This is a genomic window from Chryseobacterium cucumeris (assembly GCF_001593385.1).
Classification (GTDB): domain Bacteria; phylum Bacteroidota; class Bacteroidia; order Flavobacteriales; family Weeksellaceae; genus Chryseobacterium; species Chryseobacterium cucumeris.
In genome coordinates, this window is record NZ_LUVZ01000012.1 from 637434 (window position 1) to 661788 (window position 24355).

21 protein-coding genes are annotated in these 24355 nt (G+C 36.6%); 16 read left to right on the forward strand and 5 right to left on the reverse strand.

Annotation, left to right across the window (positions count from 1 at the left end; all coding sequences use genetic code 11):
- Positions 1-213: 213 nt before the first annotated feature.
- The 5 genes from A1704_RS11755 (at position 214) to A1704_RS11775 (ending at position 7894) form a co-directional block, all read left to right on the forward strand.
- Positions 214-888 (forward strand): response regulator transcription factor, encoded by a 675-nt coding sequence (locus A1704_RS11755; RefSeq protein ID WP_062673551.1) that lies wholly within the window; start codon positions 214-216, stop codon positions 886-888.
- A gap of 2 nt (positions 889-890) precedes the next feature.
- Positions 891-2255, forward strand: coding sequence for a sensor histidine kinase (locus A1704_RS11760; protein WP_062673553.1), 1365 nt, complete (start codon positions 891-893; stop codon positions 2253-2255).
- Positions 2256-2402: 147 nt separating this feature from the next.
- Complete coding sequence (locus A1704_RS11765; protein ID WP_062673555.1) at positions 2403-3677, forward strand: TolC family protein; 1275 nt, start codon at positions 2403-2405, stop codon at positions 3675-3677.
- 3 nt (positions 3678-3680) lie between these two features.
- Positions 3681-4796 carry an efflux RND transporter periplasmic adaptor subunit gene (locus A1704_RS11770; RefSeq protein ID WP_062673564.1) on the forward strand — a complete coding sequence of 372 codons (1116 nt, stop codon included), beginning with the start codon at positions 3681-3683 and terminating at the stop codon, positions 4794-4796.
- A complete protein-coding gene (locus A1704_RS11775; RefSeq protein WP_062673566.1) occupies positions 4796-7894 on the forward strand; it encodes an efflux RND transporter permease subunit in 3099 nt (1032 codons plus the stop codon). Before A1704_RS11770 ends, A1704_RS11775 begins: the two co-directional genes overlap by 1 nt.
- A 59-nt stretch (positions 7895-7953) precedes the next feature.
- On the opposite strand, the gene A1704_RS11780 is transcribed toward A1704_RS11775, so the two are convergent.
- Positions 7954-8709, reverse strand: a complete 756-nt coding sequence (locus A1704_RS11780; protein ID WP_062673568.1) for a DUF5995 family protein — start codon at positions 8707-8709, stop codon at positions 7954-7956.
- Positions 8710-8781: 72 nt separating this feature from the next.
- Positions 8782-9036 carry a hypothetical protein gene (locus A1704_RS11785; protein ID WP_062673570.1) on the reverse strand — a complete coding sequence of 85 codons (255 nt, stop codon included), beginning with the start codon at positions 9034-9036 and terminating at the stop codon, positions 8782-8784.
- A 318-nt stretch (positions 9037-9354) separates the two neighbouring features.
- On the opposite strand from A1704_RS11785, the gene A1704_RS11790 reads away from it, so the two are divergent.
- Both A1704_RS11790 and A1704_RS24470 read left to right on the forward strand, forming a co-directional pair.
- A complete protein-coding gene (locus A1704_RS11790) occupies positions 9355-10755 on the forward strand; it encodes an MAC/perforin domain-containing protein (protein ID WP_062673572.1) in 1401 nt (466 codons plus the stop codon).
- A gap of 190 nt (positions 10756-10945) precedes the next feature.
- Entirely contained in the window at positions 10946-11113 is a 168-nt protein-coding gene (locus A1704_RS24470; protein WP_157885768.1) for a bacteriocin-like protein, read from the forward strand.
- Between the two features lie 33 nt (positions 11114-11146).
- Here A1704_RS24470 and A1704_RS11795 read toward each other — a convergent pair whose 3' ends face one another.
- The 3 genes from A1704_RS11795 to A1704_RS11805 all read right to left on the reverse strand — a co-directional run bounded on the left by A1704_RS11795 (position 11147) and on the right by A1704_RS11805 (position 13496).
- Entirely contained in the window at positions 11147-11617 is a 471-nt protein-coding gene (locus A1704_RS11795; RefSeq protein ID WP_062673573.1) for a YciI family protein, read from the reverse strand.
- A gap of 127 nt (positions 11618-11744) precedes the next feature.
- Entirely contained in the window at positions 11745-12923 is a 1179-nt protein-coding gene (pncB, locus tag A1704_RS11800; RefSeq protein WP_062673575.1) for a nicotinate phosphoribosyltransferase, read from the reverse strand.
- Between the two features lie 96 nt (positions 12924-13019).
- A complete protein-coding gene (locus A1704_RS11805; RefSeq protein WP_062673577.1) occupies positions 13020-13496 on the reverse strand; it encodes a Dps family protein in 477 nt (158 codons plus the stop codon).
- A 233-nt stretch (positions 13497-13729) separates the two neighbouring features.
- Between A1704_RS11805 and A1704_RS11810 the strand changes: the two genes are divergently transcribed.
- The 9 genes from A1704_RS11810 (at position 13730) to A1704_RS11850 (ending at position 24314) form a co-directional block, all read left to right on the forward strand.
- Positions 13730-14860 (forward strand): hypothetical protein, encoded by a 1131-nt coding sequence (locus A1704_RS11810; RefSeq protein ID WP_062673580.1) that lies wholly within the window; start codon positions 13730-13732, stop codon positions 14858-14860.
- A 321-nt stretch (positions 14861-15181) separates the two neighbouring features.
- Entirely contained in the window at positions 15182-15595 is a 414-nt protein-coding gene (rpsL, locus tag A1704_RS11815; RefSeq protein ID WP_002983146.1) for a 30S ribosomal protein S12, read from the forward strand.
- A gap of 23 nt (positions 15596-15618) precedes the next feature.
- Entirely contained in the window at positions 15619-16095 is a 477-nt protein-coding gene (gene rpsG, locus A1704_RS11820) for a 30S ribosomal protein S7 (RefSeq protein ID WP_062673583.1), read from the forward strand.
- Positions 16096-16101: 6 nt separating this feature from the next.
- Entirely contained in the window at positions 16102-18219 is a 2118-nt protein-coding gene (gene fusA, locus A1704_RS11825) for an elongation factor G (RefSeq protein ID WP_062673585.1), read from the forward strand.
- Between the two features lie 16 nt (positions 18220-18235).
- Positions 18236-18541 (forward strand): 30S ribosomal protein S10, encoded by a 306-nt coding sequence (rpsJ, locus tag A1704_RS11830; RefSeq protein ID WP_002661363.1) that lies wholly within the window; start codon positions 18236-18238, stop codon positions 18539-18541.
- Positions 18542-18861: 320 nt separating this feature from the next.
- The gene (locus A1704_RS11835; protein ID WP_062673588.1) at positions 18862-21033 is read left to right on the forward strand and encodes a TonB-dependent siderophore receptor; all 2172 of its coding nucleotides are present in this window, start codon (positions 18862-18864) and stop codon (positions 21031-21033) included.
- A gap of 10 nt (positions 21034-21043) precedes the next feature.
- Positions 21044-21331 (forward strand): hypothetical protein, encoded by a 288-nt coding sequence (locus A1704_RS11840; RefSeq protein WP_062673589.1) that lies wholly within the window; start codon positions 21044-21046, stop codon positions 21329-21331.
- Positions 21332-21457: 126 nt separating this feature from the next.
- Positions 21458-21964 (forward strand): low affinity iron permease family protein, encoded by a 507-nt coding sequence (locus tag A1704_RS11845; protein WP_394361131.1) that lies wholly within the window; start codon positions 21458-21460, stop codon positions 21962-21964.
- A 142-nt stretch (positions 21965-22106) separates the two neighbouring features.
- Complete coding sequence (locus tag A1704_RS11850; RefSeq protein ID WP_062673591.1) at positions 22107-24314, forward strand: zinc-dependent metalloprotease; 2208 nt, start codon at positions 22107-22109, stop codon at positions 24312-24314.
- The last annotated feature ends 41 nt before the right edge of the window (positions 24315-24355 follow it).

Here is a 24355-nt window from a genome sequence, read left to right on the forward strand (position 1 = left end):
AATTATGAAAAAAGGTCGGAAGCTGGAAGCGGGATGTTGGAAGTTCCTTTTGGACAGATAAGAACTGACTTTTTTTACAATTAAATTCAATGTTTTTTAAAGGGAAATAAAATGGAAACAATCGCTTTATAAAATTCCATTACCTCTCGCTTCCGGCCCCCAGCTTTCTTTCTGAATTAGAATACCTATATTTATGGGAAATTTCAGAGACTTATGAATATTTTGCTGGTAGAAGATGATCAAAGAATCAGTAATTTCCTGATAAAAGGCCTTTCCGAGGCTGGCTATAATACAACCCTGGCAGATTCCGGGGAAAAGGCACGCGAACTTCTTCATACCTATGATTTTGATATTATTTTAATGGACATCATGCTTCCCGGACTGGATGGAATGCAGCTTACTCAGATCATCAGATTTAAAGGAAACTATACTCCGATTTTGGTTTTAAGTGCCCTGAACAGTCCTGATGATAAAATCAAAATGCTTGATATGGGTGCTGATGATTATTTATCCAAACCCTTCCATTTTGAAGAATTGATTTCAAGGATTAAAGCTTTAACCAGAAGAAATAAAATGAGCTACCAAAAGGAGGATCAATATTTATCATGCGGAAATATTGTGATTGATACAGATCTTCATAAAGTAACTCAGAATGATAAGGAAATAGAATTTTCCCCTACGGAATACAAACTGTTTACTTTTCTGATGGAGAATAAAAATAAAGTGTTGAGCAGAACCCAGATTTTACATAAGGTATGGGGAATTGATTTCGATAATACAACGAATGTAGTGGATGTTTATATTTCCTATGTCCGTAATAAGATTGATGAGACAGAACAGAAAATTATTCATACCGTAAAAGGAACCGGATATTTGATCAAAGACTGAAGATGACGCTAAGAAGTAGATTTACCCTTATTTCAAGCCTCTCATTTGGCATCGTTTCTATCATCACATCTGCGGTGATATTTTTTGCCTATTATGACAGTACCAAGATTTTCTATTTTGAAAAGCTCAGAAATACGGCTCTTATCTCTGCTATTTATTATCTTGAAAAGGATGAACTCCCGAAAGACCGACATGCCCAGATTAAAAAAGAATACAACCATCTGATTCAGAATAACAGGGTAGCGGTTTATAATCAGAATAATGAAGTTACCTTTGGACATAACCTGAACGATAAGAATATAAAACTTTCCCATTTGCAGGCTGTCCGAAAAAACAAAGGAATACAGTTTATGTCTGATAATCAATTCTACTACGGAATTTTTTATCCTGATAACCAAGGTGACTTTGTGGTTTTTGTGAAGTCTTCCAACGATTCTTTCCAGTCGCAGATTCTGAGGCTTGCTATTATCATGCTTTCCGTATTGTTGATCGGGCTTCTCGCAATCTATTTTCTGAGCAGATACCTTTCTAAAGTAGTTTATAAACCTATCTCCAATGTAGTAGAACGGATCAATAAAGTAGAGTATAATAACATTTCTACGGCAATTATTACTTCTACCAATACCAATGACGAGATTGAAGATTTGATAAAGTCCTATAATAAACTGTTGGGCAGAATCTCTGAAAATGTACTCTTGCAGCAGAACTTTATCAATTATGTTTCCCATGAATTCAAAACACCTTTAGCAGCGATTTCTGGAAATCTGGAGGTGTTTGCCCAAAAAGACCGTACACCGGAAGAATACAGGGAAGTGGCTAAAGAGTCATTGGAAAATGTATATGAGATTGAAAATATTCTCAACAATCTTTTACTGATGTCCGGAATGACAAAGCTTGAGTCTTCTCACAAACCGATGAGAGTGGATGAACTGGTCTGGAAGATTTATGAGAAATTAGAACCCAAAGCAAAGGAAGGCCATTCATCCATTAAAATACAGCTTAAGGTAACGAAACCTGCTTTGCTGGAATTTCCCGGAAATGAAACTCTGCTGTATTTGGCATTATATAATATTGTAGAAAACGCGATCAAATATTCCTTTGATAAACCTGTAGTGATTACCTTATCAGAAAAGGGCAATCATTTATATATCGATGTCAGAGATGAAGGAAGAGGAATTCCGGCTGATGATCTTGTGAAAATATCTGAGACTTTCTACAGAGGAAAAAATGTAGATACTGTAAAAGGCAGCGGAATTGGTTTATCGCTTTCAAAAAGTATTTTTGACCATCATCATATAGTGATGAAAATTGATTCTATGGTCAATGTGGGAACCAATGTTCTCCTGGAATTTCCTTCCCATTCGTAATCGTGTTATTTGTGAAAAGATTTGTGTTTTTCGTGTTTTAAAAAAGTTCTAATCAAACTCTAATGTTGAACTAACCGAATTTTAATTTTCTTTACAATTCCCTCTAATCTTAGACAAATAGCTTTGTGGTCTTAAAATAAGAGACCCTTGAAGAAGCTATTTTTTACCCTATTTTATATTCATTGTTTCAGTTTCTTTTCAGCACAGATTTCAGATACCCTGAAAGTTGGAAGAAAGGAAGCTGAAACTATCTTTTTGGCTAAAAACCTTGACCTTATTGCTCAGAAGCTTGAAATTTCACAAGCAGAAGCAAGAGCTGTTCAGGCTAAATACTGGCCTAACCCTACATTGAGTATCAGTGAAGTCAATCTATGGAGAACTTATGACATAGAAGAACAGCCGGCATTGATCGGAAACTGGGGAAAAAATACTCAGATTTCTGCGGAAATAGAACAGGTGATTCAGACTGCGGGTAAAAGGCGAAAAAATATTGAGCTCCAGAAAATAGAAGTGGAAGGAGAGAAGTATGAGTTACAGGAAGTTTTACGTGAACTTAAAAAAACACTCAGAAATACCATTACCGAAATTCTTTATAATCAGGAACAGCAAAAAATCTATCAAGGGCAAATTACTTCCATTGAGAAATTAACGAAATCCTACAATAATCAATTAAACCTCGGGAATATCAGTAAAGCTGAATATGTCCGCTTAAAAGCACAGGAAATTGAATTCAAGAAGAAGCTGATTTCATTAAAACAGGAAATCGAAGATCAGCAGGTAGAGCTTAAAGCCTTATTGATGCTGCCTTCTCAATCTTACCTGGTGATAACAGATTCATTTGTGATGCCTGAAAAACAACTTTCTGAGTTGGAAGTGAGCCAATGGATAGACAAGGCAAAAGAAAACCGCCCCGATATTATGATCTCGAAAAATAAAGAGAAACATGCTGCAAAAAACCTGGAACTTCAAAATGCCATGAAAACTCCTGACGTTGCCGTTTCTATAGGATACGACCGTGGAGGAAATATCATGAAAGACTTTATAGGATTAGGGGTTTCGATGGATCTTCCCATTTTCGACCGTAATAAAGGGAATATCCAGGAAGCAAGGCTTGAGATTGAGAAAAGCAAACTGGAGACCCGTAAAAATGTACTGAAATCTGAGAATGAAATTGTCTCTGTTTTCAGAAATTATATCAGAACACAGCAGGTTTCAGAAGAGATTGATGGCAATTACGAATCTACTCTGGACGGCTTGTTAGTAAGCCACGAGAAAAATTTCAGACTAAGAAATATCAGTATGCTTGAGTATATGGATTTTCTGGATACCTACATCGGAAATAAAATGATCATCCTGGATACTAAAAAAGAATTGAACCAATACTACGAAAACCTGCAGTATGTTGTAGGACAAGATTTATAAGATATGAACAAAAATATTACTAAATACACCGCTGCAGCTTACCTGTCTGCCCTCATCATTTTTACAGGCTGTGCCGGAAAACAGGAAAATAAAGAAGCTGAAAAAAGTTATTGCATCAGCAAAGAACTTAAAAAAGATATTAAACTGGCCAAAGCAGAACTGCTTCCCATAGAAGAAAGTATTACGCTTACCGGGGAAGTGGAAAGCAATTCTGATAAAACGGTTCCTTTTGTAAGTCTTGTAGACGGAGTCGTGATGGATACCTATTTCTCACTTGGTGATTATGTAAAAAAAGGACAAACGTTGGCAAGCGTAAAGAGTACAGCTGTGAATGAAATGCAGGATGATACTCAAACTTTACAGGCTCAGCTGGCCGTTGCGAAAAGAAAGTTGTCTTCTGTAGAAGCCATGTATAAAGATGACATTGCCTCTCAGAAGGATTTGCAGGAAGCACGTTCCGAAGTAGCCATCTTGCAATCCAATATTTCTAAAACACAGAAAAATATGCAGCTCTATTCGGCAGGAGGAAGCACGATTCAGATAAAAGCTCCGGCAGATGGATATGTGATTTCAAAGAATATTTCCAAAGGAATGCCTGTTACTGCGGGAGGAGATCAACTGTTTACCATTTCCAATCTGGATAAGGTATGGGTAATGGCCAATGTGTATGCTACCAACATGAGGCATGTGTATGTGGATCAGCCGGTAGTGGTGAAAACGCTTGCTTATCCTGATGACAGTTTCTCCGGAAAGATCAATACGATTTCCCAGGTTTTCAATGAAAACGAAAGGGTACTCAAAGCCAAGATCATCATGGATAATAATGGAATGAAGCTGAGACCGGGAATGTCTGCAGATGTTGTATTGCCAGTTAATTCACAAAACAAAAGCGCACTGGCTATTCCAGCAAAGGCTTTAATCTTTGATAATAACCAAAGCTATGTAGTGGTTTACAAGAAAGACTGTGAACTGGAGATCAGACCCGTAACAGAGATTGCTTCCAACAGCCAGTATATTTATGTAGAAGGAAATTTAAAACCAGGTGAAAACGTCATTGCTTCCAACGGACTATTGATTTATGAGAACCTGAAAAACCAATTAAATAATTCCACGAAGTAATGCGAAAATTTGTACAGAATATAGTTTCCTTCTCATTAAAAAACTCACTGATTGTTCTTTTGGGAACTTTTCTTTTGCTGGCCGGAGGAATCTATTCCTATATGCATACACCTATTGAAGCATTTCCGGATGTTACCAATACAAGGGTACGAGTTATTACCCAATGGCCGGGGAGAAGTGCTGAGGAAATAGAAAAATTTGTCACATTACCCATTTCAAAGGAAATGAATGCCATCCCGAACAAAACTTCGGTGCGTTCAATTTCCTTGTTTGGACTATCTGTGGTGACGGTTATTTTTGATGATCATGTGAATGATTTTTATGCCCAGCAATATGCTTCCAATAAACTGGGAAATGTAGAGCTGCCTACCGGAGCAGAATATAGTATTGAGCCTCCTTCAGGAGCTACCGGTGAAATTTACAGATATATTATCAAGAGTAAACTGCCGATCAAAGAAGTAACCGCTATTCAGGATTGGGTAGTGGAAAGAGAATTGCTTGCCGTCCCTGGTGTGGCAGATGTGGTAAGCTTTGGTGGAGAAGAAAAAACCTATGAAATAAAAATTAATCCTACGGAATTACACAATTACGACCTTTCCCCCCTGGATGTGTATGAAGCGGTTTCGAAGAGTAATATCAATGTAGGAGGAGATGTAGTGGCAAAAGGTGATCAGGCTTATGTAGTGCGGGGGATCGGTCTTTTGGAGAAAAAAGAAGATATTGAGAATATTCAGATCGAGGTCAAAGGTTCTACCCCTATTTTGGTGAAACACGTAGCGGAAGTAAAAGTTTCTGCAAAACCTAGATTAGGGCAGGTAGGATACAACAAAGACAATGATGTTGTAGAAGGAATTGTGATCATGCTTCGAGGGGAAAACCCAAGTGAAGTCATTGCAAGACTGAAAGACAGAATAGAAGAACTGAATGGGGGAGAATTGCCAGGTGATGTTCAGATTGTTCCCATCATTGACCGTACAGAACTTGTAAATACAACGGTTCATACTGTGTCCAAAAACCTCATTGAAGGAGTTATTCTCGTTTCCATTATTGTATTCATTTTCCTTTACAACTGGAGAACTACCTTTATTGTAGCATCAGTTATTCCTCTGGCTTTCCTGTTTGCTATTATTATGTTGAAAATTCAGGGTCTCCCGGCCAACCTGATTTCCATGGGAGCACTGGACTTTGGGCTGCTTTTGGAAGGAACTCTGGTTATTGTCGAACACGTCTTTGTCGCCCTTGAACTTAAAGCGAAAAAGATTGGACTGCGGAGATTTAACAAAATTTCAAAACTGGGGATCATCAAGAAAAGCGCAGGAAGTGTAGCAAGTTATATTTTCTTTGCCCTGTTGATTCTGATCGTTGCGCTGATGCCGATTTTCTCTTTCCAGAAAGTTGAAGGAAAAATGTTCTCACCATTAGCATTTACTCTTGGGTATGCATTATTAGGATCATTGATTTTAAGTTTGACCTACGTTCCGGCAATGTGTAAACTGCTATTGACAAAAAATATTGAAGAGAAAGAAAACTTTATTTCAAAATTCTTCAGAGTTAATATCTACAGAATCTACGAGTTCAGTGACCGCCACAAAAAAGGATTCATTGTTGGTTTCGTTGCTTTGCTTGCCATGTGTGGATGGAGATTTTCCAATTATGGATCTGAGTTTTTGCCCAAACTGAATGAAGGTGCAATTTATGTAAGAGCGACCCTTCCCAACAGTGTCAATCTGGATGAATCTGTAAGGTTAACTAAAGAGATGAAGGAGATTCTCATGAAGTATGATGAAGTAAAATTTGTCATGACCCAGACAGGTCGTCCTAATGATGGAACCGATCCCACCGGGTTCTTTAATATTGAATTTAATATTCAGCTGAAGCCAGAAAATGAATGGAAGAAAAAAATATCCAAAGAAGAACTTCTTGAAGAAATGAGAATTTCCCTTGAGAAATTTCCGGGTATCAATTTTGGATTCAGCCAGCCTATACAGGATAACGTGGAAGAATATGTAGCAGGAGTAAAAGCTCCGTTGGTCATTAAAATTTTTGGAAATGACTTATTTGAGCTGGAAAATTACGCCAATAAAGTAGCTAATTCGATCAGAACAGTTCCGGGAATATCGGATGTGAATGTTTTCAAAAATATCGGACTTCCGGAATTGAGAATACAGCTTCACGATTCCAAAATGGCAAAATATGGTGTCTCCACAGCAGATGCACAGGCCGTTATCGAAATGACCATCGGAGGGCAGGCCGCTACCAAGTTTTATGAACAGGAGAGAATGTTTGACGTAATGCTCAGGTTTGAAAAAGATTACAGAGATACGCCTGAAAAAATGGGAAATATTTTGATCCCGACTCAGGACAATAAAAAAGTTCCGCTGAAAGAAATTGCAACCATTGATTATCATACCGGACCATCATTTATTTACCGTGAAGGAAACAGCAGATATATCGGAGTCGGATTTAATATTGAAGGACGCGATCTGGGAAGTACCATTAAAGAAGCCAAAGCGAAAGTAGATCAAGAAGTGAAGCTTCCGAAAAAGCATAAAATGACGTGGGCCGGAGAATTTGAAAGTAAAGAAAGAGCCGCAAAACAGCTGGCTATGGTAGTACCGATTTCTTTAGTTCTTATTCTGATGCTGTTGTACTTTAATTTCGGAAATATAAAAGATACGCTGATTTCATCCATTACACTCGCATTTGCATTTATCGGAGGATTCTTATCCCTTTGGTTTACGGGAACCATCTTCGGAATTTCAGCGGGAATCGGTTTCATTATCCTTTTTGGAGTCGCTACCATAGACGGTATCGTACTCATTGGAGTGATGAAAGAAAATCTGCAAAACAGAATGTCACTCAAAGAATCCATAGCTCAGGGAGTGAAAAGCAGAATACGTCCGGTGGTGATGATTGCCCTGATGGGATCTATGGGACTTCTTCCGGCAGCTATGTCAAACGGAATGGGATCAGAAATTCAGAAGCCTTTAGCCATTATGATTGTAGGTGGATTGATCGTCTGTATGCTGCTGTCATTTACAATTCTACCTATCATTTTCCATTATGCCTACCGTAAAAAGCATAAGGAAGCAATATAGTTTCTTTTATTTTGTTCATTATGAGGCCGGGATCCGTGAGGAAGATCCCGGCCTTTTTATTAGGAATTTTTTGTAGATTCTAAAATCTCAATATTTTTTACCACATCACTGCTTTCACATTTTTTTAATTCTTTTAAAAGAGCAGGAGTGAGGATCTTCGGATTCAGAATTTGGGTGGCAACTTTAGCGGCTGCGTAATCAACAATACCGATCACAGATTCTCTTAGGAAATTTGGAGTGTTGGAAGCGATAACTGCTGTTGCCCAGGAAGTATCTCTTGCTTTGGATATGGCAAAGTCAAGGACAGCATTATCTTTTCCATTAGAAAGTTTGTCCACAAGATCCACAGGATAACATATTTTGTTTAAAGAATCCTGTACGTTCTGATTAATGGAAGCAATGACAGTATTAATGTTCTCAAAATCCTTTTTCAAGGGGTTTATTTTCCGGTAAAGCATTATGGTGGCTGCAGAAATACCCAGATCCAGATTGATGTGTGCATTCATCCCAAGAAATATATGCTGTAATATCAAAAGATTCCTGTTTTTAGCAGCTTCAAAAGCGATGTACCATGAGTTGGTGCATCTTTCATTTTTACTGTAGCTTTCCCACGCCTGAAGATATCTTTGTGCAAACGCAATATCAAGCAATGTCATTCTGGGATTATCTTCAAATTTTTTCTGCTGAATTCCTTTCAGAACCTGTGCGGTCATGATTCTGTAGGTACAGGCAAAATATCCTGCCGGACTCTTGTTTTCTTTACACCAGATAATAATTTCATCCAGTTTTTTCAGAACATCCTCAATGGTTTTCATGATAGTTTTTTGTTATTTAAAGATACTAAAAAAGTGAGCCGGAAAGCTCACTTTATATATTGTTCATTCAGATTATGGGGTGATGATAACCGGATCGGTGATGATAATCGGATCTGGAAAAGGTTCAAGAATCAGTGGCTTGCACATGGCAGCCGGTTGGCAGGTTCCTCCCATGCATATAAAATTGGTCATAGTGGTAGTGCCGTCAGGACATCTGATCATGCCTTCACCATGGCATCCGCCCGGACATTCTGCCGGATACAGGGTTCCTCCAAATACATCTTTCAGTTCTGTTCTCGAAAGTTTTGTGATGCTTAATTTTTTCATGAGTTTAATTTTTAATTATGGTATTGGTTTGTTGTAACCCGCTCAACATTAATAGAGTGAGTTGAGTTGCTGATTAGCTAAAATAATTAAATTAATTCATTGATAAAAGTAATATGTTTTGAATTTTTCATTTTATTTCATAGGTAATCATTTGAAATAAAACAGATTGTGTTTTAAATGATGTGCTTATTTCTATATCAAGAGATATAAATTATTGTTGGTTTCTATTGTTAATTGTTTATTAATTCCCTTATTCATGATTTATGTCATTCTGGTTTTGAATGCAAAGAATTAAGTTTGTGCACTTAAAATAAAAATATGAAAAAACTAAGTTTCTTTTTTACCAGTATTGTTTTGCTGTTTTTAACATCTTGCTCTACTGAAGAATTTGAAAATTCTAACCAAAATGAAAACTCAAAAAAAAGCTCAGGGAGAAATTTTGCTAAATTTGCTGGTGATGGCGCTTATGATATCTTAGGATATGGTTATAACGCAACAGGAGAATATGCAAATTCGAACTCCTCAGGATATCAGGTAATTGATCTTGAAAAGTTCAAAAACGAACAGGCCGGAAGATTGATTACTGATAATGTCTTTTCTCAGGAATATCTTGAAGAATATGGTGAAAATGCAGAAGCGTATTCAAAAATGGTATCTACGAAAGTAGGAGCAACAGCAGGATTCTCTTTATTTAAAAAGCTCATTTCGGTTACTTTTAGTTCTTCTGTGAGCAACACGACGACCAATAAATTTGATGCTAAATATATTTATGGAAGCTATAACCTTTTAATTAAACAAAGAAGATTCAGATTTAATGCTACCCCTGCTTTACTATCAGATTATTTGACTCCGGAGTTTTCCAGTGATCTACAGAACAACAGCCCTGCACAGATTGTAAACGATTATGGAACCCATGTTGCGGTAGATATTTATACCGGTGCTAAGCTAGATGTAATGTTTCAATCCGAAACAACGAATCAAAGCCGTGAAAAAGCTGCCAGAGTAGGGGTTAAAGTAGGTGTAAAAAGTATTTTTGATGCCAATGTTGATAATGACGTAGATACTTCAGAATCCAATAAAAACTTTTCAAGAAAACTATCCTTTAAAACAAGAGGAGGAGATCCGTCTAAGAGTTTGGTAGGAGAGTTAAACCTTGATCAGGCGAATCCTAAAATTAATATTTCCAGCTGGCAGAACAGTTCAACACCAACGAATGCGGTATTGGTAGAATTTGGAAGCAATGGTTTGATACCTCTTTATGAATTTATTAAAGATCCAGTAAAGAAAGCTCAATTGAAAGCTTACATCGATCAATATTTAATCGATAATCAGGTGAAATTAGATTATACCAATACGGCAAACCTTGTCAATGGTAATTTTGTTAGAAATCCTGCGACCAACCAGATCTTTTTTATGTTTGAAAACAAACTGAGATATATCCAAAGCCCTATGACACTTTATGGATTATTTAATATTACCAGTGGTGAAATCGCTACTGTGAGCCCAAGCAATTTATCTACAGTGGAACGTGGAGCAGATTTAACACCTGATAATGATCTCAAACAGGATAATTATACCAATAAGATTTATATGAGAGAAGGTAATACTTTAAGATATATTCCAAATATTGGTATTTATAATAAATATAGATTTAATAACAATGCAGTTAAAAAAATAAATGGTACTAGTGGTTATACAATAGGTAGCGATATTTTTTAATTTAAAATTATAACTGTAAAAAGAGACTGTCACACCAGACAGTCTCTTTTTATTTCTCAAATGTTTGCGGATAATTATTTAAATGTAGGATTAAAAAATAAATTGTATATTTATTTCCAGGTAAAGAGAAATAATAAAGAGGAATCCGAAAATCTTCAAGAGTAGGAAATCAAATTAAACTAAATTAATCATGAAAAATTTAAAAAGCTTAAACAGAAAAGAGTTAAAGACTGTTTTAGGAGGTGCAGCATTAGCCTGTGAAGCACCTGTAGATGGGGGATGTCCGGCAGGGTACACATTCTGCAGCAACCCTTATTGCTGTTATCCACCAAGAAAACCATTTATCTGTTTCGATTAAAAAAAATCCCTCAACTGAGGGATTTCTTATTTATTAAGGATTTTCTTTTGCAATTTCATCATGATGTTTAAGATACAAAGGCAGCGCTGCAGAACCATACCAAGGGAAAATTTCATAGCTGAATACACCAGCCTGAACTGCAGGATCTGTTTTTACCCACTGCTCGGCTTCTTCCGTAGATTTGGTGTTGAAAATAAACATACCGCGGTAGTTTTCCTTATTCTTTTCAAGAAAAGGTCCGGCAACAACAATTTTGCCTTCATTGGCCAGTTTACCGATATTAGACATATGCCCTTTCATAAGTTCACCCATTTTAGCTTTGTCTTCAATTTTAGTAGTACCTGTTGTCAGCATAACAATCGTATAAGGTTTCATCCCATATTTGTCAGCTCCTAAAGAAGTGGCCAATACCTGATTATATTTAGATTTTTCTGCTTTCTTTTCCTGAGCAAAAGAAAATGCTGAAAGAAAGAGACCTGCAAGTAGTAGTATTCTTGATTTCATCTTGTTTTTATTTTGATAAATATAATAAATCCTCACAGATTTCCGAAAACTGAATTTCAAATGTCACTATGAAACAAAAAAACCTCGATGATTTCGAGGCTTATATCTAATTGTTCTGATGAGGTTACTAATTTTTTATTCTTAAAAATTCTTTCGCCAGTTCGATCATCTTTGGATCTCCGGTATATTTACCATGCTCATCGGAAAGTTTTACTGTAGGAATCCATTCTTTATTGGGGGCCTGTACACCAATAAGTTTCATTACAATATTCATGGGCTTCAATCCCACATCATTGGTAAGGTTGGTGCCGATTCCGAATGAGATACCAATTTTTCCTCTGCAATAATTGGTAATTTCCTCTACTTTTTCAAGATTTAATGCATCTGAAAAAATAATATATTTAAACATAGGATTGATCCCATTTCTTTGATAGTGGGCAATGGTTTTATCTGCAAATTCCAGAGCATCTCCACTGTCATGACGAACGCCATCGAAAAGCTTTGCAAATTTTTTGTCGAACTGCTGGAAAAATACATCTGTGGTATAAGTATCAGATAAAGCTACTCCAAGATCTCCCCTGTAAACATCTACCCAGTGTTCCAGCGCCAATTCATTGGCCATCTTGAATCCATATTCAGCTGCGTGGAACATAAACCACTCGTGAGCATGCGTTCCGATAGGTTTTACTCCATATTTCATGGCAAAATGAACGTTGGAACTTCCGATAAATGTAGATTCTTTTTTCTGGGTTAAAGCTTCCATTACAAGATTCTGTACCTTGTAAGAGTGTCTTCTTCTCGTTCCGAATTCTGCAAACGTTACTCCAAGTCTACCCAAGGAGTCAGCCTTTTCGATTGTTTTGCTCATCACCACATCGTTGGAATCTCTTTCCATGTGGTTCATCTCGTAATGCAGTTCACTGATCAATGCCAGCAGTGGAACTTCCCAAAGAATCGTTCTGTACCAAAGCCCTTCAACAATGACAGAAAGATCACCTCCTTCCTGATGGATTTTTACTTCAGAAGGATCATAGTGATAACCTTCTAAAAAATCAAGATAGGGCAAATCTATATAAGGACATGTTCTTGCCATGAACTTTTTTTCATCTTTTGTAAGTTTAAGTTCAGCCATTTTATTGACAGCTTCTCTTAAAGCAGCGTCAAACCCTTCCGGAAAGTGGTGTTTTCCCCTGTTGATAAATTCGTATTTTACGATAGAACTCGGGAATAGCTTTACCACAGCATTCTGCATGGTTATTTTATAGAAATCATTATCAAGGATAGAGTTTAATCTGACGTCGCTCATAATATGTGTAATTTTAACGCAAATATAAAAATAAAAAATAAAATCGCCTAAATGTAAGGCGATTTTTTTGAAATATTTCCATGCTTATGGATGGAGTTATTTTCCAAGATAAGAATTGTACATCCAAACTTCTTTCTCCTGCTCGGTGATATAGTCGCTCATCTGCGAATTTGTACCTTCGTCTCCTGCTTTATCTGTGATATCTAAAAGTTCTCTCTGCAGGTCAATTACTACTTTGAATGAACTTAGAATTTGCTCAACACTTTTGGTACCATCAGTTACTTCTTTGCTTTCCTTAATGGTTGCTACCTTTAAGTAATCTGAATAGTTATGTGCAGGTGTAGCTCCTAACGTAAGGATTCTTTCTGCAATCTCATCAATCTTTAAGACCAGGCTATTGTATAATTCCTCAAACTTTGGGTGAAGGGTGAAAAACTGATCACCTTTAATATTCCAGTGAGAACCTCTTGTGTTCTGGTAGAATACTGAATAGTTAGCTAATAGTACATTTAATTTTTCTGAGATGTTTTTACAATCGGCTTCTTTAAGACCGATAATACTTGCGTTTTTCATATGTATATATTTATTTTTAAAATGTGATACAATCACCACTTCGGTTCAGTAGAGTATGAAGCTTTTTTATGATGACTGATTTGTTTATCATTTGTATATCCCAAATTTACGAAATATCGTGCCGAACTCCACTGATTATTAATAGATCATAACTATAAGAAAGTTTTTAAATATAGTTTGGAAGTATTAATATTGTGTTTATCTAAAACAGACCTCAGAAATTATAGACTATTATGCTTTTTGATACCCTTATTAATATCCCTGAAAATAAAGAAAGATCGCTGGTGAAATATTTCAGTATTGGAATTGTACTGATTTATATTGGTGTTTTTATCGCATTATATCTGAAAGCTGAAGAACCATTTTCTGCCTGGACAATTTCTGACTGGCTGATCAATTATACAGATGGCGGTTTCAAAAGAAGAGGTCTTTTGGGAGATGTATTTTTTTATATACAGGATATGACGGGATTGAAATTACAATTTCAGATCTTTATTCTTCAGATCGTGGGGTTGTCGGGAATTCTGTACGGGACGTTTTTATACCTGAAAAAATATAAGGTTGATCTTTTTTATATGAGCATCATGGCCTCACCTTATATTCTTTTATTTCCTGCATTGACTGTGAGAAATGCCGGGAGAAGAGAAATCATATTGATTCTTATAATGCTGTGGTATTCTTTTTCAAAAAAATCTAAGCTTAATGATGCGCTATTATGGATTTTTTATATCATTTTTCTTTTCATACACGAGGCCGGATTTTTTTTCTTTCCCTTTTTATTATGGATTAATTATTCTAAATGGCAGAAAATTAATATTAAATACTTCCTGTCTATAACAGCCGCAGCGTTTACCAGTATTGGTATTATATACTTTTGGGGTGGAAATGTGAACGAAGGTGAAAGTTTGTCGATCCTGAAAAGCAGAGGAGTGGTTTTTCAGGAAGAGAATATTTTTGATCTGGAATATTATTTTGATTTTAACTATGTTATTCAGTATAAATTATCGTTTCTGGTTCATGCTATTGAGCTCCTTGTTATGATATTTCAAATGGGTCTCTATATTTATCTGTTTAAAAAAGAATCATTATATAATTACCTTTTCTGTAATATGATCTGCATTATTTGGGTTGCTCCTTTATATTATCTTGGAATAGACTGGATGAGATGGAATTATATTTACTCCACATTATTATTCGTTGTTTTTACATCGCTGTTAAAAACAAATGATGCTGAAGGTATATCATTCAATACTAACCCGATAAAATCTTCATATCTTATTTTTTCCGGTGTTTTTTATTTATTGGTTCTCCTGCATCTTCAGCATGATACCATGATTGAATGGATTCAAAACTATCTTATATAGAATTAAAATTGAAGGGTTCAACCATCATAAGTGTAGGAAGATTTTTAAATACATCGGATCCGATTTCCGGAATCTATTTTAAAGAAAAAAAATATTGAAAACTAGGAAACGATAGATTTCATAATTATTTAATACTCATTTTTTATACTGTAAAATCTATTTTTTTCCTGCTTGTTTTCCGCATGTATATTGTACTTCTATAATGATACTCATGAAATGTGTTTCATTTCGGATGTAAGTATTTGATTTTAATTTTTATATAAGTATTTGTAGATTAAAAAAATATTACTATTTTTGCACCCTAAAATAAAAAGCAATTAAATGCCTACTATTCAACAATTAGTAAGAAAAGGAAGAGCCACGCTTGCCAAGAAGAGCAAATCGGCTGCCCTAGATTCTTGTCCACAAAGACGTGGTGTATGTACGAGAGTATATACAACTACACCTAAGAAACCAAACTCTGCACTTAGAAAAGTTGCAAGGGTGAGACTTTCTAACGGTAAAGAAGTTAACGCCTATATCCCGGGCGAAGGACACAATCTTCAGGAGCACTCGATAGTATTGGTTAGAGGCGGAAGGGTGAAAGACCTACCGGGAGTACGTTACCACATCGTAAGAGGTGCATTAGACACAGCTGGTGTAAATGGAAGAACACAGAGAAGATCTAAGTACGGAGCTAAGAGACCTAAACCAGGACAAGCAGCTGCTGCTCCTGCAAAAGGAAAGAAAAAATAATCATTAAATAAGGTACAAAAGCAATGAGAAAGACAAAAGCGAAAAAAAGACCGTTGTTACCAGATCCGAAATTTAATGATCAATTGGTAACGAGATTCGTAAACAACTTAATGCTTGACGGTAAGAAGTCAATCGCATTCAAAATTTTCTATGATGCATTAGATATCGTAGAAACTAAAAAAGGAGATAACGAAAAAACTGCACTTGAAATCTGGAAAGATGCACTTACAAATGTAATGCCTCACGTAGAAGTACGTTCTAGAAGAGTAGGTGGAGCTAACTTCCAGATCCCTATGCCAATCAGAGCTGATAGAAAGATTTCTATGGCAATGAAATGGTTAATCAAGTATTCTAAAGCTAGAAATGATAAGTCTATGGCTTTGAAATTAGCTAACGAAGTTGTAGCTGCTTCAAGAGAAGAAGGTGCTGCTTTCAAAAAGAAATCTGATACTCACAAAATGGCGGAAGCTAACAAGGCTTTCTCACACTTCAAATTCTAATCTGAAATGGGAAGAGATCTTAAATTTACAAGAAATATTGGTATCGCTGCTCACATTGATGCAGGTAAGACTACCACTACAGAAAGGATTCTATTCTATACAGGGGTAAACCACAAAATTGGAGAGGTTCACGATGGTGCTTCTACAATGGACTGGATGGAGCAGGAAGCAGAAAGAGGTATTACTATTACTTCTGCAGCTACCACTTGTTCTTGGAACTTTCCAACAGATCAAGGAAAAGCTTTACCAGAAACTAAACCTTACCACTTCAACATCATTGATACACCGGGACACGTTGACTTCACAGTAGAGGTAAACAGATCTTTAAGAGTATTGGATGGATTGGTATTCTTATTTTCTGCAGTAGATGGAGTAGAGCCTCAGTCTGAAACAAACTGGAGACTTGCTGACAACTACAAAGTTGCAAGAATGGGATTCGTAAACAAAATGGACAGACAAGGTGCTGACTTCCTTAACGTGGTAAACCAGGTTAAAGAAATGTTAGGATCTAACGCAGTTCCAATCGTTTTACCAATCGGTGCTGAAGAAGATTTCAAAGGGGTTGTTGACTTAATTAAAAACAGAGCGATCATCTGGGATGAAGCAGGACAAGGAGCTACTTTCGAAGTAGTGCCAATTCCTGAAGATATGAAAGATGAAGTTCTTGAATATAGAGAAAAACTAGTAGAAGCTGTTTCTGAGTATGACGAAACTTTGATGGAGAAATTCTTCGAAGATCCGGATTCAATTACAGAAGAAGAAATCAATGCTGCATTGAGAGCTGCTACTATCGATTTATCTATTATCCCAATGACTTGTGGTTCTTCATTCAAGAATAAAGGAGTACAGTTTATGTTGGATGCAGTATGTAAATACTTGCCTTCTCCATTGGATAAAGATGATATCAAAGGTACTGATCCGAGAACAGACGCTGAAATTACAAGAAAACCATCTGTAGATGAGCCTTTCGCAGCTTTAGCATTTAAGATTGCTACTGACCCATTCGTGGGAAGATTAGCATTCTTCAGAGCTTACTCTGGAAGACTGGATGCTGGTTCTTATATCTTGAACTCTCGTTCAGGAGATAAAGAAAGAATCTCAAGAATCTATCAGATGCACGCTAACAAACAAAACCCGGTAGAATATATTGAAGCTGGTGATATTGGTGCAGCGGTAGGATTCAAATCTATCAAAACTGGTGATACGATGTGTGATGAGAAAAACCCAATCGTTCTTGAATCGATGGTTTTCCCTGATCCGGTAATCGGTATCGCTGTTGAGCCTAAAACTAAAGCTGACCAGGATAAAATGGGTAACGCTCTAGCTAAATTGGCTGAAGAAGATCCAACGTTTACTGTAAGAACTGACGAAGCTTCTGGACAAACGATCATCTCTGGTATGGGTGAGCTTCACTTAGATATCATTGTAGACCGTATGAAGAGAGAGTTCAAGGTTGAAGTAAACCAGGGACAACCTCAGGTAGAGTACAAAGAAAACTTAACAAAAGTTGCCAGCCACAGAGAAGTTTACAAAAAGCAATCTGGAGGTAAAGGTAAATTTGCTGACATTGTATTTGAACTAGGACCTGCAGACGAAGGTAAAGTTGGTTTAGAATTCATCAATGAGATCAAAGGTGGTAACGTTCCTAGAGAATTCGTTCCTGCAATTGAAAAAGGATTTAAAGCTGCAATGAAGAACGGTCCATTGGCTGGTTTCGAAGTTGAAGGTATTAAAGTTACTCTTAAAGATGGATCTTTCCACGCAGTGGATTCTGACGCTCTTTCTTTCGAAATGGCTGCTAAGCTAGGATTTAAAGAAGCTGGTAAAGCTGCTAAACCAGTAATTATGGAGCCTATTATGAAACTGGAAGTTGTAACTCCGGAAGAATATATGGGTAACATCATTGGTGACCTTAACAAGAGAAGAGGTACTATCAGTGGCCAGGAAGAGAAAAACGGAGCTGTTGTAATCAAAGGTTCTGTTCCACTTTCTGAAATGTTTGGATATGTAACAACTCTAAGAACACTTTCATCAGGAAGAGCTACTTCTTCTATGGAATTAGAGAAATACGCACCAACTCCACAAAACGTTGCTGAAGAAATCATAGCTAAAGCAAAAGGTTAATTTTTAAATTAAAGAAATGTCACAAAGAATCAGAATAAAACTAAAATCTTACGATTACAACTTGGTAGACAAGTCTGCTGAGAAAATCGTAAAAACGGTAAAGGCTACTGGTGCTGTTGTAAACGGTCCTATTCCATTACCAACGAATAAGAGAATCTTCACAGTGTTGAGATCTCCGCACGTAAACAAGAAAGCAAGAGAGCAGTTCCAACTTTCAGCTCACAAGAGACTAATGGATATCTACTCTTCTTCTTCTAAGACTGTTGATGCTCTAATGAAATTAGAACTTCCTTCAGGTGTAGACGTTGAAATTAAAGTGTGATAAATGCATACTTTGCAATGATTATACAATCCGTTCCTTTTCAGGGACGGATTTTTTTATAACTATGACTTTTAAAAAATTAATAGAAAAGCCGGTTTGTATTTTATCAAATCGGCTTTTTTTGCATTGTACTTTCTATAATGATAAAAGATCTTCTTGGGTTTTGTCTTAATAATACAGATAATCCATTTGGGGATCTTAAAGAGTCTGTGAACTAGGTTAATAATCTGATATTGGCCGGGCTTTTCATGGTGACATATGTCACACTGATTTGTTTATTTAGAATTAATAAAAATAATAATTTTGCAAAAAATTATCAGATGAATAAAGTAGTATCCTTTTCTCTGCTTGTATTGGGTGGGGTTTTCGTAAATGCACAGAAAGTTAACGATTCTATCAAAAAGTCGAAAGAAATTGATGAAGTAGAATTATTCGGTGAAAGAAAAAAGCAACCGCAAGGTTTGGAAGCAATCACAAGATTGCCTTTAAAAACCAGAGACCAGATTCAGAGTATTTCCGTAATCTCGCATAAAGTAATTGAAGACCTTGGAGGGCTGACGGTTACTGATGTAGCAAAGAATGTTCCGGGAGTAACTCAGTTCGGCAGCTATGGAGGGACCAGAGAAAGTATGTCTATCAGAGGATACAGAGGAGTACCCGTTTTAAAAAATGGAGTCCAGATGGATTCTGATTTCCGTACTGCAGGAATGCTTACCGATATGCAGGGAATAGAAAGTATTCAGATAATTAAAGGTTCTGCTGCCGTTACACAAGGAATAGGGGATGGTCTAGGCTCTGCAGGTGGAGTGATAAATGTGGTAACTAAAGTACCCAAATTTATCAACCAGACTAATGTAGGTTTCAGATATGGAAGCTGGGATTTCTATAGACCAACAGTCGATTTTCAGAGAGTACTAGATTCTCAGGGGAAAGTTGCAGTGAGACTAAATGCTGCTTACCAAAATAATAACAGCTTCAGAAGATTTATTAATACAGAACGTATTTATGTAAATCCATCTATTGCCATTCGTCCGGATGATAAAACGGAGATTGTAGTGGAAATGGATTATATGCATAACAATACAACACCAGATAGAGGAACTGTAAACCTTGCTAAAGGAGATACAGAAGCAATATACAGAATGCCAGGTAGAAAATTCCTTGGTTTTTCTACAGATAAAGCAAAGACTGAAACATTCAACTTTTCAACAACTGTTACACGAAAACTGACTGAAAAATTGAAGGTAAGAGCGGCTTATATGAGCTCATCCTATCAGACCGAAATTGTAGGTGCAGCCCTGGCACCTCTAAAGAGAGATAATCCGACAGAATTCCGTAACAGAACATTAACAAGATCTGACAGGGAAGATTTAAATAAGGTATTCCAATTTGATTTTATTGGTGCTGATGTAATGACAGGGTTCATGAAACATACTTTCCAGGTAGGTTTTGACTGGAAAGAATCTAACGTTACTACAACTTCATATAAAGCAAAAGATGTTGACCAGATCAATGTTCTGAATGAAATCAACAATATCCTGCCTGCCGGAGTTAATATAGACTTATCAACAGCTAATGCAATCAATACGGTAGCTCCTACTATGGGATTAATGGCACAGGATGTTATTACGTTCAACAAATATATAAAGGCTCATCTAGGAGTTCGTTATAGCAGACTCATCGGTTCGGATAAAGAAAAAGACTACGCATGGAACCCTTCATTGGGAATTATGATTTCTCCGATTGAAAATATGAACATCTTTGGTTCCTATACAAGTACTACAGCGTTGAGAAGTTCCAATAACGTATTGTTTACCGGTGGAACTGTTGGAGCTTCCACTACAAAACAATGGGAGGCTGGAATTAAGTCCGACTGGCTGAATGAAAGATTGAGATTTAATGTAACCGTTTTTGATATCAATACGGATAATTTATCATATGAACTTCTTGATGGTGGAAACCCTACAGGGAAATATGCACTTGCAGGTAACCTAAAAAGACAAGGTGTAGAAGTGGAGTTGATAGGTAAAATTCTTCCCAACCTACAGGTAATGACCGGATGGGCCTATGTAGATGCACAGTATAAAGACAGTCCTTCATTTGTGAACGGTTCAGCACCTATTAATACTCCTAAACATTCTGCTAATGCATGGTTGAATTATAAATTCGATAAGGGGATTCTTACAGGTCTTGACGTAGGAGCCGGAATTTATTTTGTTGGAGAAAGACCGGTAGATGATTATAAACAGAAATATACCAATACAGAAAACGGTCATGTGAACGGAACCCAGCCTGGAGAAAAACCTTTTTTCATGCCGCACTATACTACGGTAGATGCCCAAATAGGATATTCCTTCAAAAATGGATTAGGATTAAGAGGATTCTTCAATAATATTTTTGATTCCGTAGGATATAACTCTTATTTCAGAGGCGGATATATTGATCAGATCCAGCCAAGAAACTTTGCTGTACAGGTAAACTATAAATTCTAACACAAAAATTATGAAAATTAGCAGAACAGTATTCTTATTATTAATTGCCGTTGCCGGTTTAAGCTCATGTTCCGAAGAACATTTATCCGAAGAAGAACTGAAAACAGCAAGAGAAAATATAGAAAGACATTACACAAATCCCAGAAGTATATATTCATGGGGTAATATTTCTCCCTGGAAGGATCATTGGAATAATACATTTTATCCAAAACCATTTTCATCTGCTCAAATCGGAAAGAGTATGATAGCGGAAGAAAAACAAAACCTTGAAAACCGTTTTTCAGGAAAAATCAAATAATATATTTCAAACATTCATATCAATTTTAATTAGAAAACATTAAGACAGTACTATTGTCTTAATGTTTTTGTTTGTATTTATGATTCCTGATTCCTGTTAATTTTATACATTTAATCAATCTATAAAATGATCACCATGGAAAAAATGAACCATAGCTTTTTTGAGAAATTTTCAAACTGGGCTGTAAAATTTACAGGAAGTCCATATGCTTTTATAGGAGCCTTTATTATTGTAGTAATATGGGCAGTAACAGGACCTTTTTTTAATTATTCTGAAACCTGGCAGCTGGTAATCAACACCGGAACTACAATCATTACTTTTCTGATGGTATTCCTCATTCAGAAAGCTCAAAACAAAGACTCCAAAGCCATACAGATTAAACTCAATGAGCTTATTGCGGCTCACGAAAAAGCAAGCAATCGCATTGTGGATATTGAAGATCTTACAGAAGCAGAGCTGGATCAGCTCCATGTCTACTATGAAAAACTGGGTGAGCTGGCCAAAAAAGATGCGGATATCCATACGTCTCATTCCATTGATGCAGCACAGAGGAATCATGATTACAAATATGAGTTCTTTAAAAGAAAACATGAAGAATGGATACAGAAACAGGGACATAAAAAACAGAATTAAAAATTTTCTAAATATTTTTGAATATTATGGTTTTTTTTAATTCTCTTATTGGTGTTATTATGGATTTCAGTGGTTGTTTTTAATTTTTAATCTTGTTTTTAGTGTTTGTTTTAATAAATATTTACTTTTATTGAAAAAACATATGAAAGTAAAATTATTTTGTTTGCCGATATTCCTGTTAGCAATATCCGCGAATGCCCAATGGAGCAGAGGATTGCCTCAGCAGAAAATAATAAAAAAAAGTGATCATTCTGTTTATTACAAGCTTGATATTGACCAGATAAGAACACAGCTGCTAAGAGCTCCTAAAATAGGTGAAGGTTCTCCCATCACTATTAATATTCCAACTCTTGAAGGCAAAATTGAGAAATTTACAGTCAGTAGTTTTCCAGTAATGGATGAAACTTTGGCTAACAAATACCAGCTGGGATCCTATGTTGGAATTGGCGTTGATGATCCTACTAAATATATTAGATTCAGTGTTGCTCCCCATGATTTTCAGTCTATGATTATTGGTGCTGATGGTCAATATGAATTTATAGAACCTGCAACGTCTGATAAGTCTTATTATTCCGTACATGGAAAGACTAATAAAAGCGGACATGCATTTGCCTGCTCTACCAAAGAAGATAAAGAAGCTGTGGCTAATCTTGAAAAGCTTAAGAATTCTGGAGCAGCAGCAAAATCAAATAATAAAACCTTCCATACCTTAAGATTGGCCATGTCTGTTACAGGTGAGTATACTGCCTATTTTGGTGGTGTTGCTGGCGCACTGACACAGATCAATGCTACTTTATCAAGAGTAAACGGTGTATTTGAAAAAGAATTTAATCTTCATGTCAATGCAATTGATGCTCCTAACCTGATATTTACTAACGCAGCTACCGATCCTTACAGTGATTCCAGTCAGATGTGTAAATGGAATTATGAGCTGATGAATACATTGCATGGAGGAGCTTATGGGGTTACAGATGCTAATTTTGATATAGGTCACTTGTTCGGAGCTTCCGGAGGAGGTGGAAATGCAGGCTGTATAGGCTGTATAGGAAATAATGATACATCTACAACTATTAATCCTGATTGTGATAATTTACCTTCTCCAAATAACTACAAAGGAAGCGGTTTTACTTCCCCTGCGAATAGCATACCACAGGGTGATAACTTTGATATAGATTATGTAGCACACGAGATGGGACATCAGCTTGGAGATAACCATACTTTCAGCAGAGATGAAGGAACGGGTTCTAATACTTATGTAGAACCAGGTACAGGAAGTTCTATTATGGGATATGCGGGGCTTTGGGGAAGTATGTCTGTTCAGTCACATTCAGATGCCTATTTTCATAGTGTAAGTATTGATCAGGTACAGGCTAATCTTGCTGCGGTAACCGTTGATGTGGAAACACCAATCACCAATAATCCGCCGGTTGTAACGGCCATGAATACGACGTATACCATTCCGAAATCTACAGCATTCGTGCTGACTGCTTCGGCAACTGATCCAGATGGTGATGCTCTGACTTATTGCTGGGAACAGGTGAATTCAAGTAGCCTTTCCGGAGGGGTAACCAAAACCAATATCGGAAATACAAGTTCAGGAGCAAACTTTAGATCCTGGGCGCCTACCACAAGTCCTACCAGATATTTCCCTAAGCTGGCAACCGTATTGGGAGGAGCTGTAAAAAATACAACAGATTTTGAAGCTGCAAGTACGGTAGCAAGAACGACTAACTTCCGCGTGACAGTAAGAGATAACAAACCAGGAGGACAGGCTCAGACTGCTTATGCTACACAAACTGTTGTAGTAGGTTCTGCAGCGGCATTTACTGTAAACACAACATCATTGACACCTAATGTGAACTCTGCAATTGCATGGACTGTTTCCGGAACAACAGCTGCTCCATATAATGTAGCTAATGTAAAAATTGATTATACAGAAGACGCGGGAGCATCCTGGAATGTCCTTGCTGCATCAGTTCCGAATAGCGGATCGGCAAACGTTTTCATCCCTGCATCTTTAGCCGGAAAAACAATTCACTTGAGAGTTTCAGCAATCGGAAATGTTTTCTATGCCGTGAAGCAGGCTACCGTGTCCAGTCTACTGGCAGTTTCTGAAGGAGAAAATGTGAAATCTGTTAAAATCTATCCAAACCCTGTAGAAGATGTATTGAATGTGATGAATGTCTCTTCCAGTGCTTCTTATGAAATTTTTAATGCTCCAGGCCAGTTGATTGCAAAAGGAACAATAGGAGAAGGCAAAATTAATGTAAGAACTCTTGTGAAAGGAATCTACTTTATTACTATTACCAATAAAGAAGAAAAGAGTACCACTAAGTTTGTAAAAAAATAATCCGGTTAACAATCAAATAAAAACCTCTGATCACTCAGAGG

Coding starts and splice junctions, on each gene's coding strand:
- A1704_RS11755 (WP_062673551.1), top strand. CDS start 214: ATGAATATTTTGCTGGTAGAAGATGATCAAAGAATCAGTAATTTCCTG.
- A1704_RS11760 (WP_062673553.1), top strand. CDS start 891: ATGACGCTAAGAAGTAGATTTACCCTTATTTCAAGCCTCTCATTTGGC.
- A1704_RS11770 (WP_062673564.1), top strand. CDS start 3,681: ATGAACAAAAATATTACTAAATACACCGCTGCAGCTTACCTGTCTGCC.
- A1704_RS11775 (WP_062673566.1), top strand. CDS start 4,796: ATGCGAAAATTTGTACAGAATATAGTTTCCTTCTCATTAAAAAACTCA.
- A1704_RS11780 (WP_062673568.1), bottom strand. CDS start 8,709: ATGAAAACCATTGAGGATGTTCTGAAAAAACTGGATGAAATTATTATC.
- A1704_RS11785 (WP_062673570.1), bottom strand. CDS start 9,036: ATGAAAAAATTAAGCATCACAAAACTTTCGAGAACAGAACTGAAAGAT.
- A1704_RS11790 (WP_062673572.1), top strand. CDS start 9,355: ATGAAAAAACTAAGTTTCTTTTTTACCAGTATTGTTTTGCTGTTTTTA.
- A1704_RS24470 (WP_157885768.1), top strand. CDS start 10,946: ATGAAAAATTTAAAAAGCTTAAACAGAAAAGAGTTAAAGACTGTTTTA.
- A1704_RS11795 (WP_062673573.1), bottom strand. CDS start 11,617: ATGAAATCAAGAATACTACTACTTGCAGGTCTCTTTCTTTCAGCATTT.
- pncB (WP_062673575.1), bottom strand. CDS start 12,923: ATGAGCGACGTCAGATTAAACTCTATCCTTGATAATGATTTCTATAAA.
- A1704_RS11805 (WP_062673577.1), bottom strand. CDS start 13,496: ATGAAAAACGCAAGTATTATCGGTCTTAAAGAAGCCGATTGTAAAAAC.
- A1704_RS11810 (WP_062673580.1), top strand. CDS start 13,730: ATGCTTTTTGATACCCTTATTAATATCCCTGAAAATAAAGAAAGATCG.
- rpsL (WP_002983146.1), top strand. CDS start 15,182: ATGCCTACTATTCAACAATTAGTAAGAAAAGGAAGAGCCACGCTTGCC.
- rpsG (WP_062673583.1), top strand. CDS start 15,619: ATGAGAAAGACAAAAGCGAAAAAAAGACCGTTGTTACCAGATCCGAAA.
- fusA (WP_062673585.1), top strand. CDS start 16,102: ATGGGAAGAGATCTTAAATTTACAAGAAATATTGGTATCGCTGCTCAC.
- rpsJ (WP_002661363.1), top strand. CDS start 18,236: ATGTCACAAAGAATCAGAATAAAACTAAAATCTTACGATTACAACTTG.
- A1704_RS11835 (WP_062673588.1), top strand. CDS start 18,862: ATGAATAAAGTAGTATCCTTTTCTCTGCTTGTATTGGGTGGGGTTTTC.
- A1704_RS11840 (WP_062673589.1), top strand. CDS start 21,044: ATGAAAATTAGCAGAACAGTATTCTTATTATTAATTGCCGTTGCCGGT.
- A1704_RS11845 (WP_394361131.1), top strand. CDS start 21,458: ATGATCACCATGGAAAAAATGAACCATAGCTTTTTTGAGAAATTTTCA.
- A1704_RS11850 (WP_062673591.1), top strand. CDS start 22,107: ATGAAAGTAAAATTATTTTGTTTGCCGATATTCCTGTTAGCAATATCC.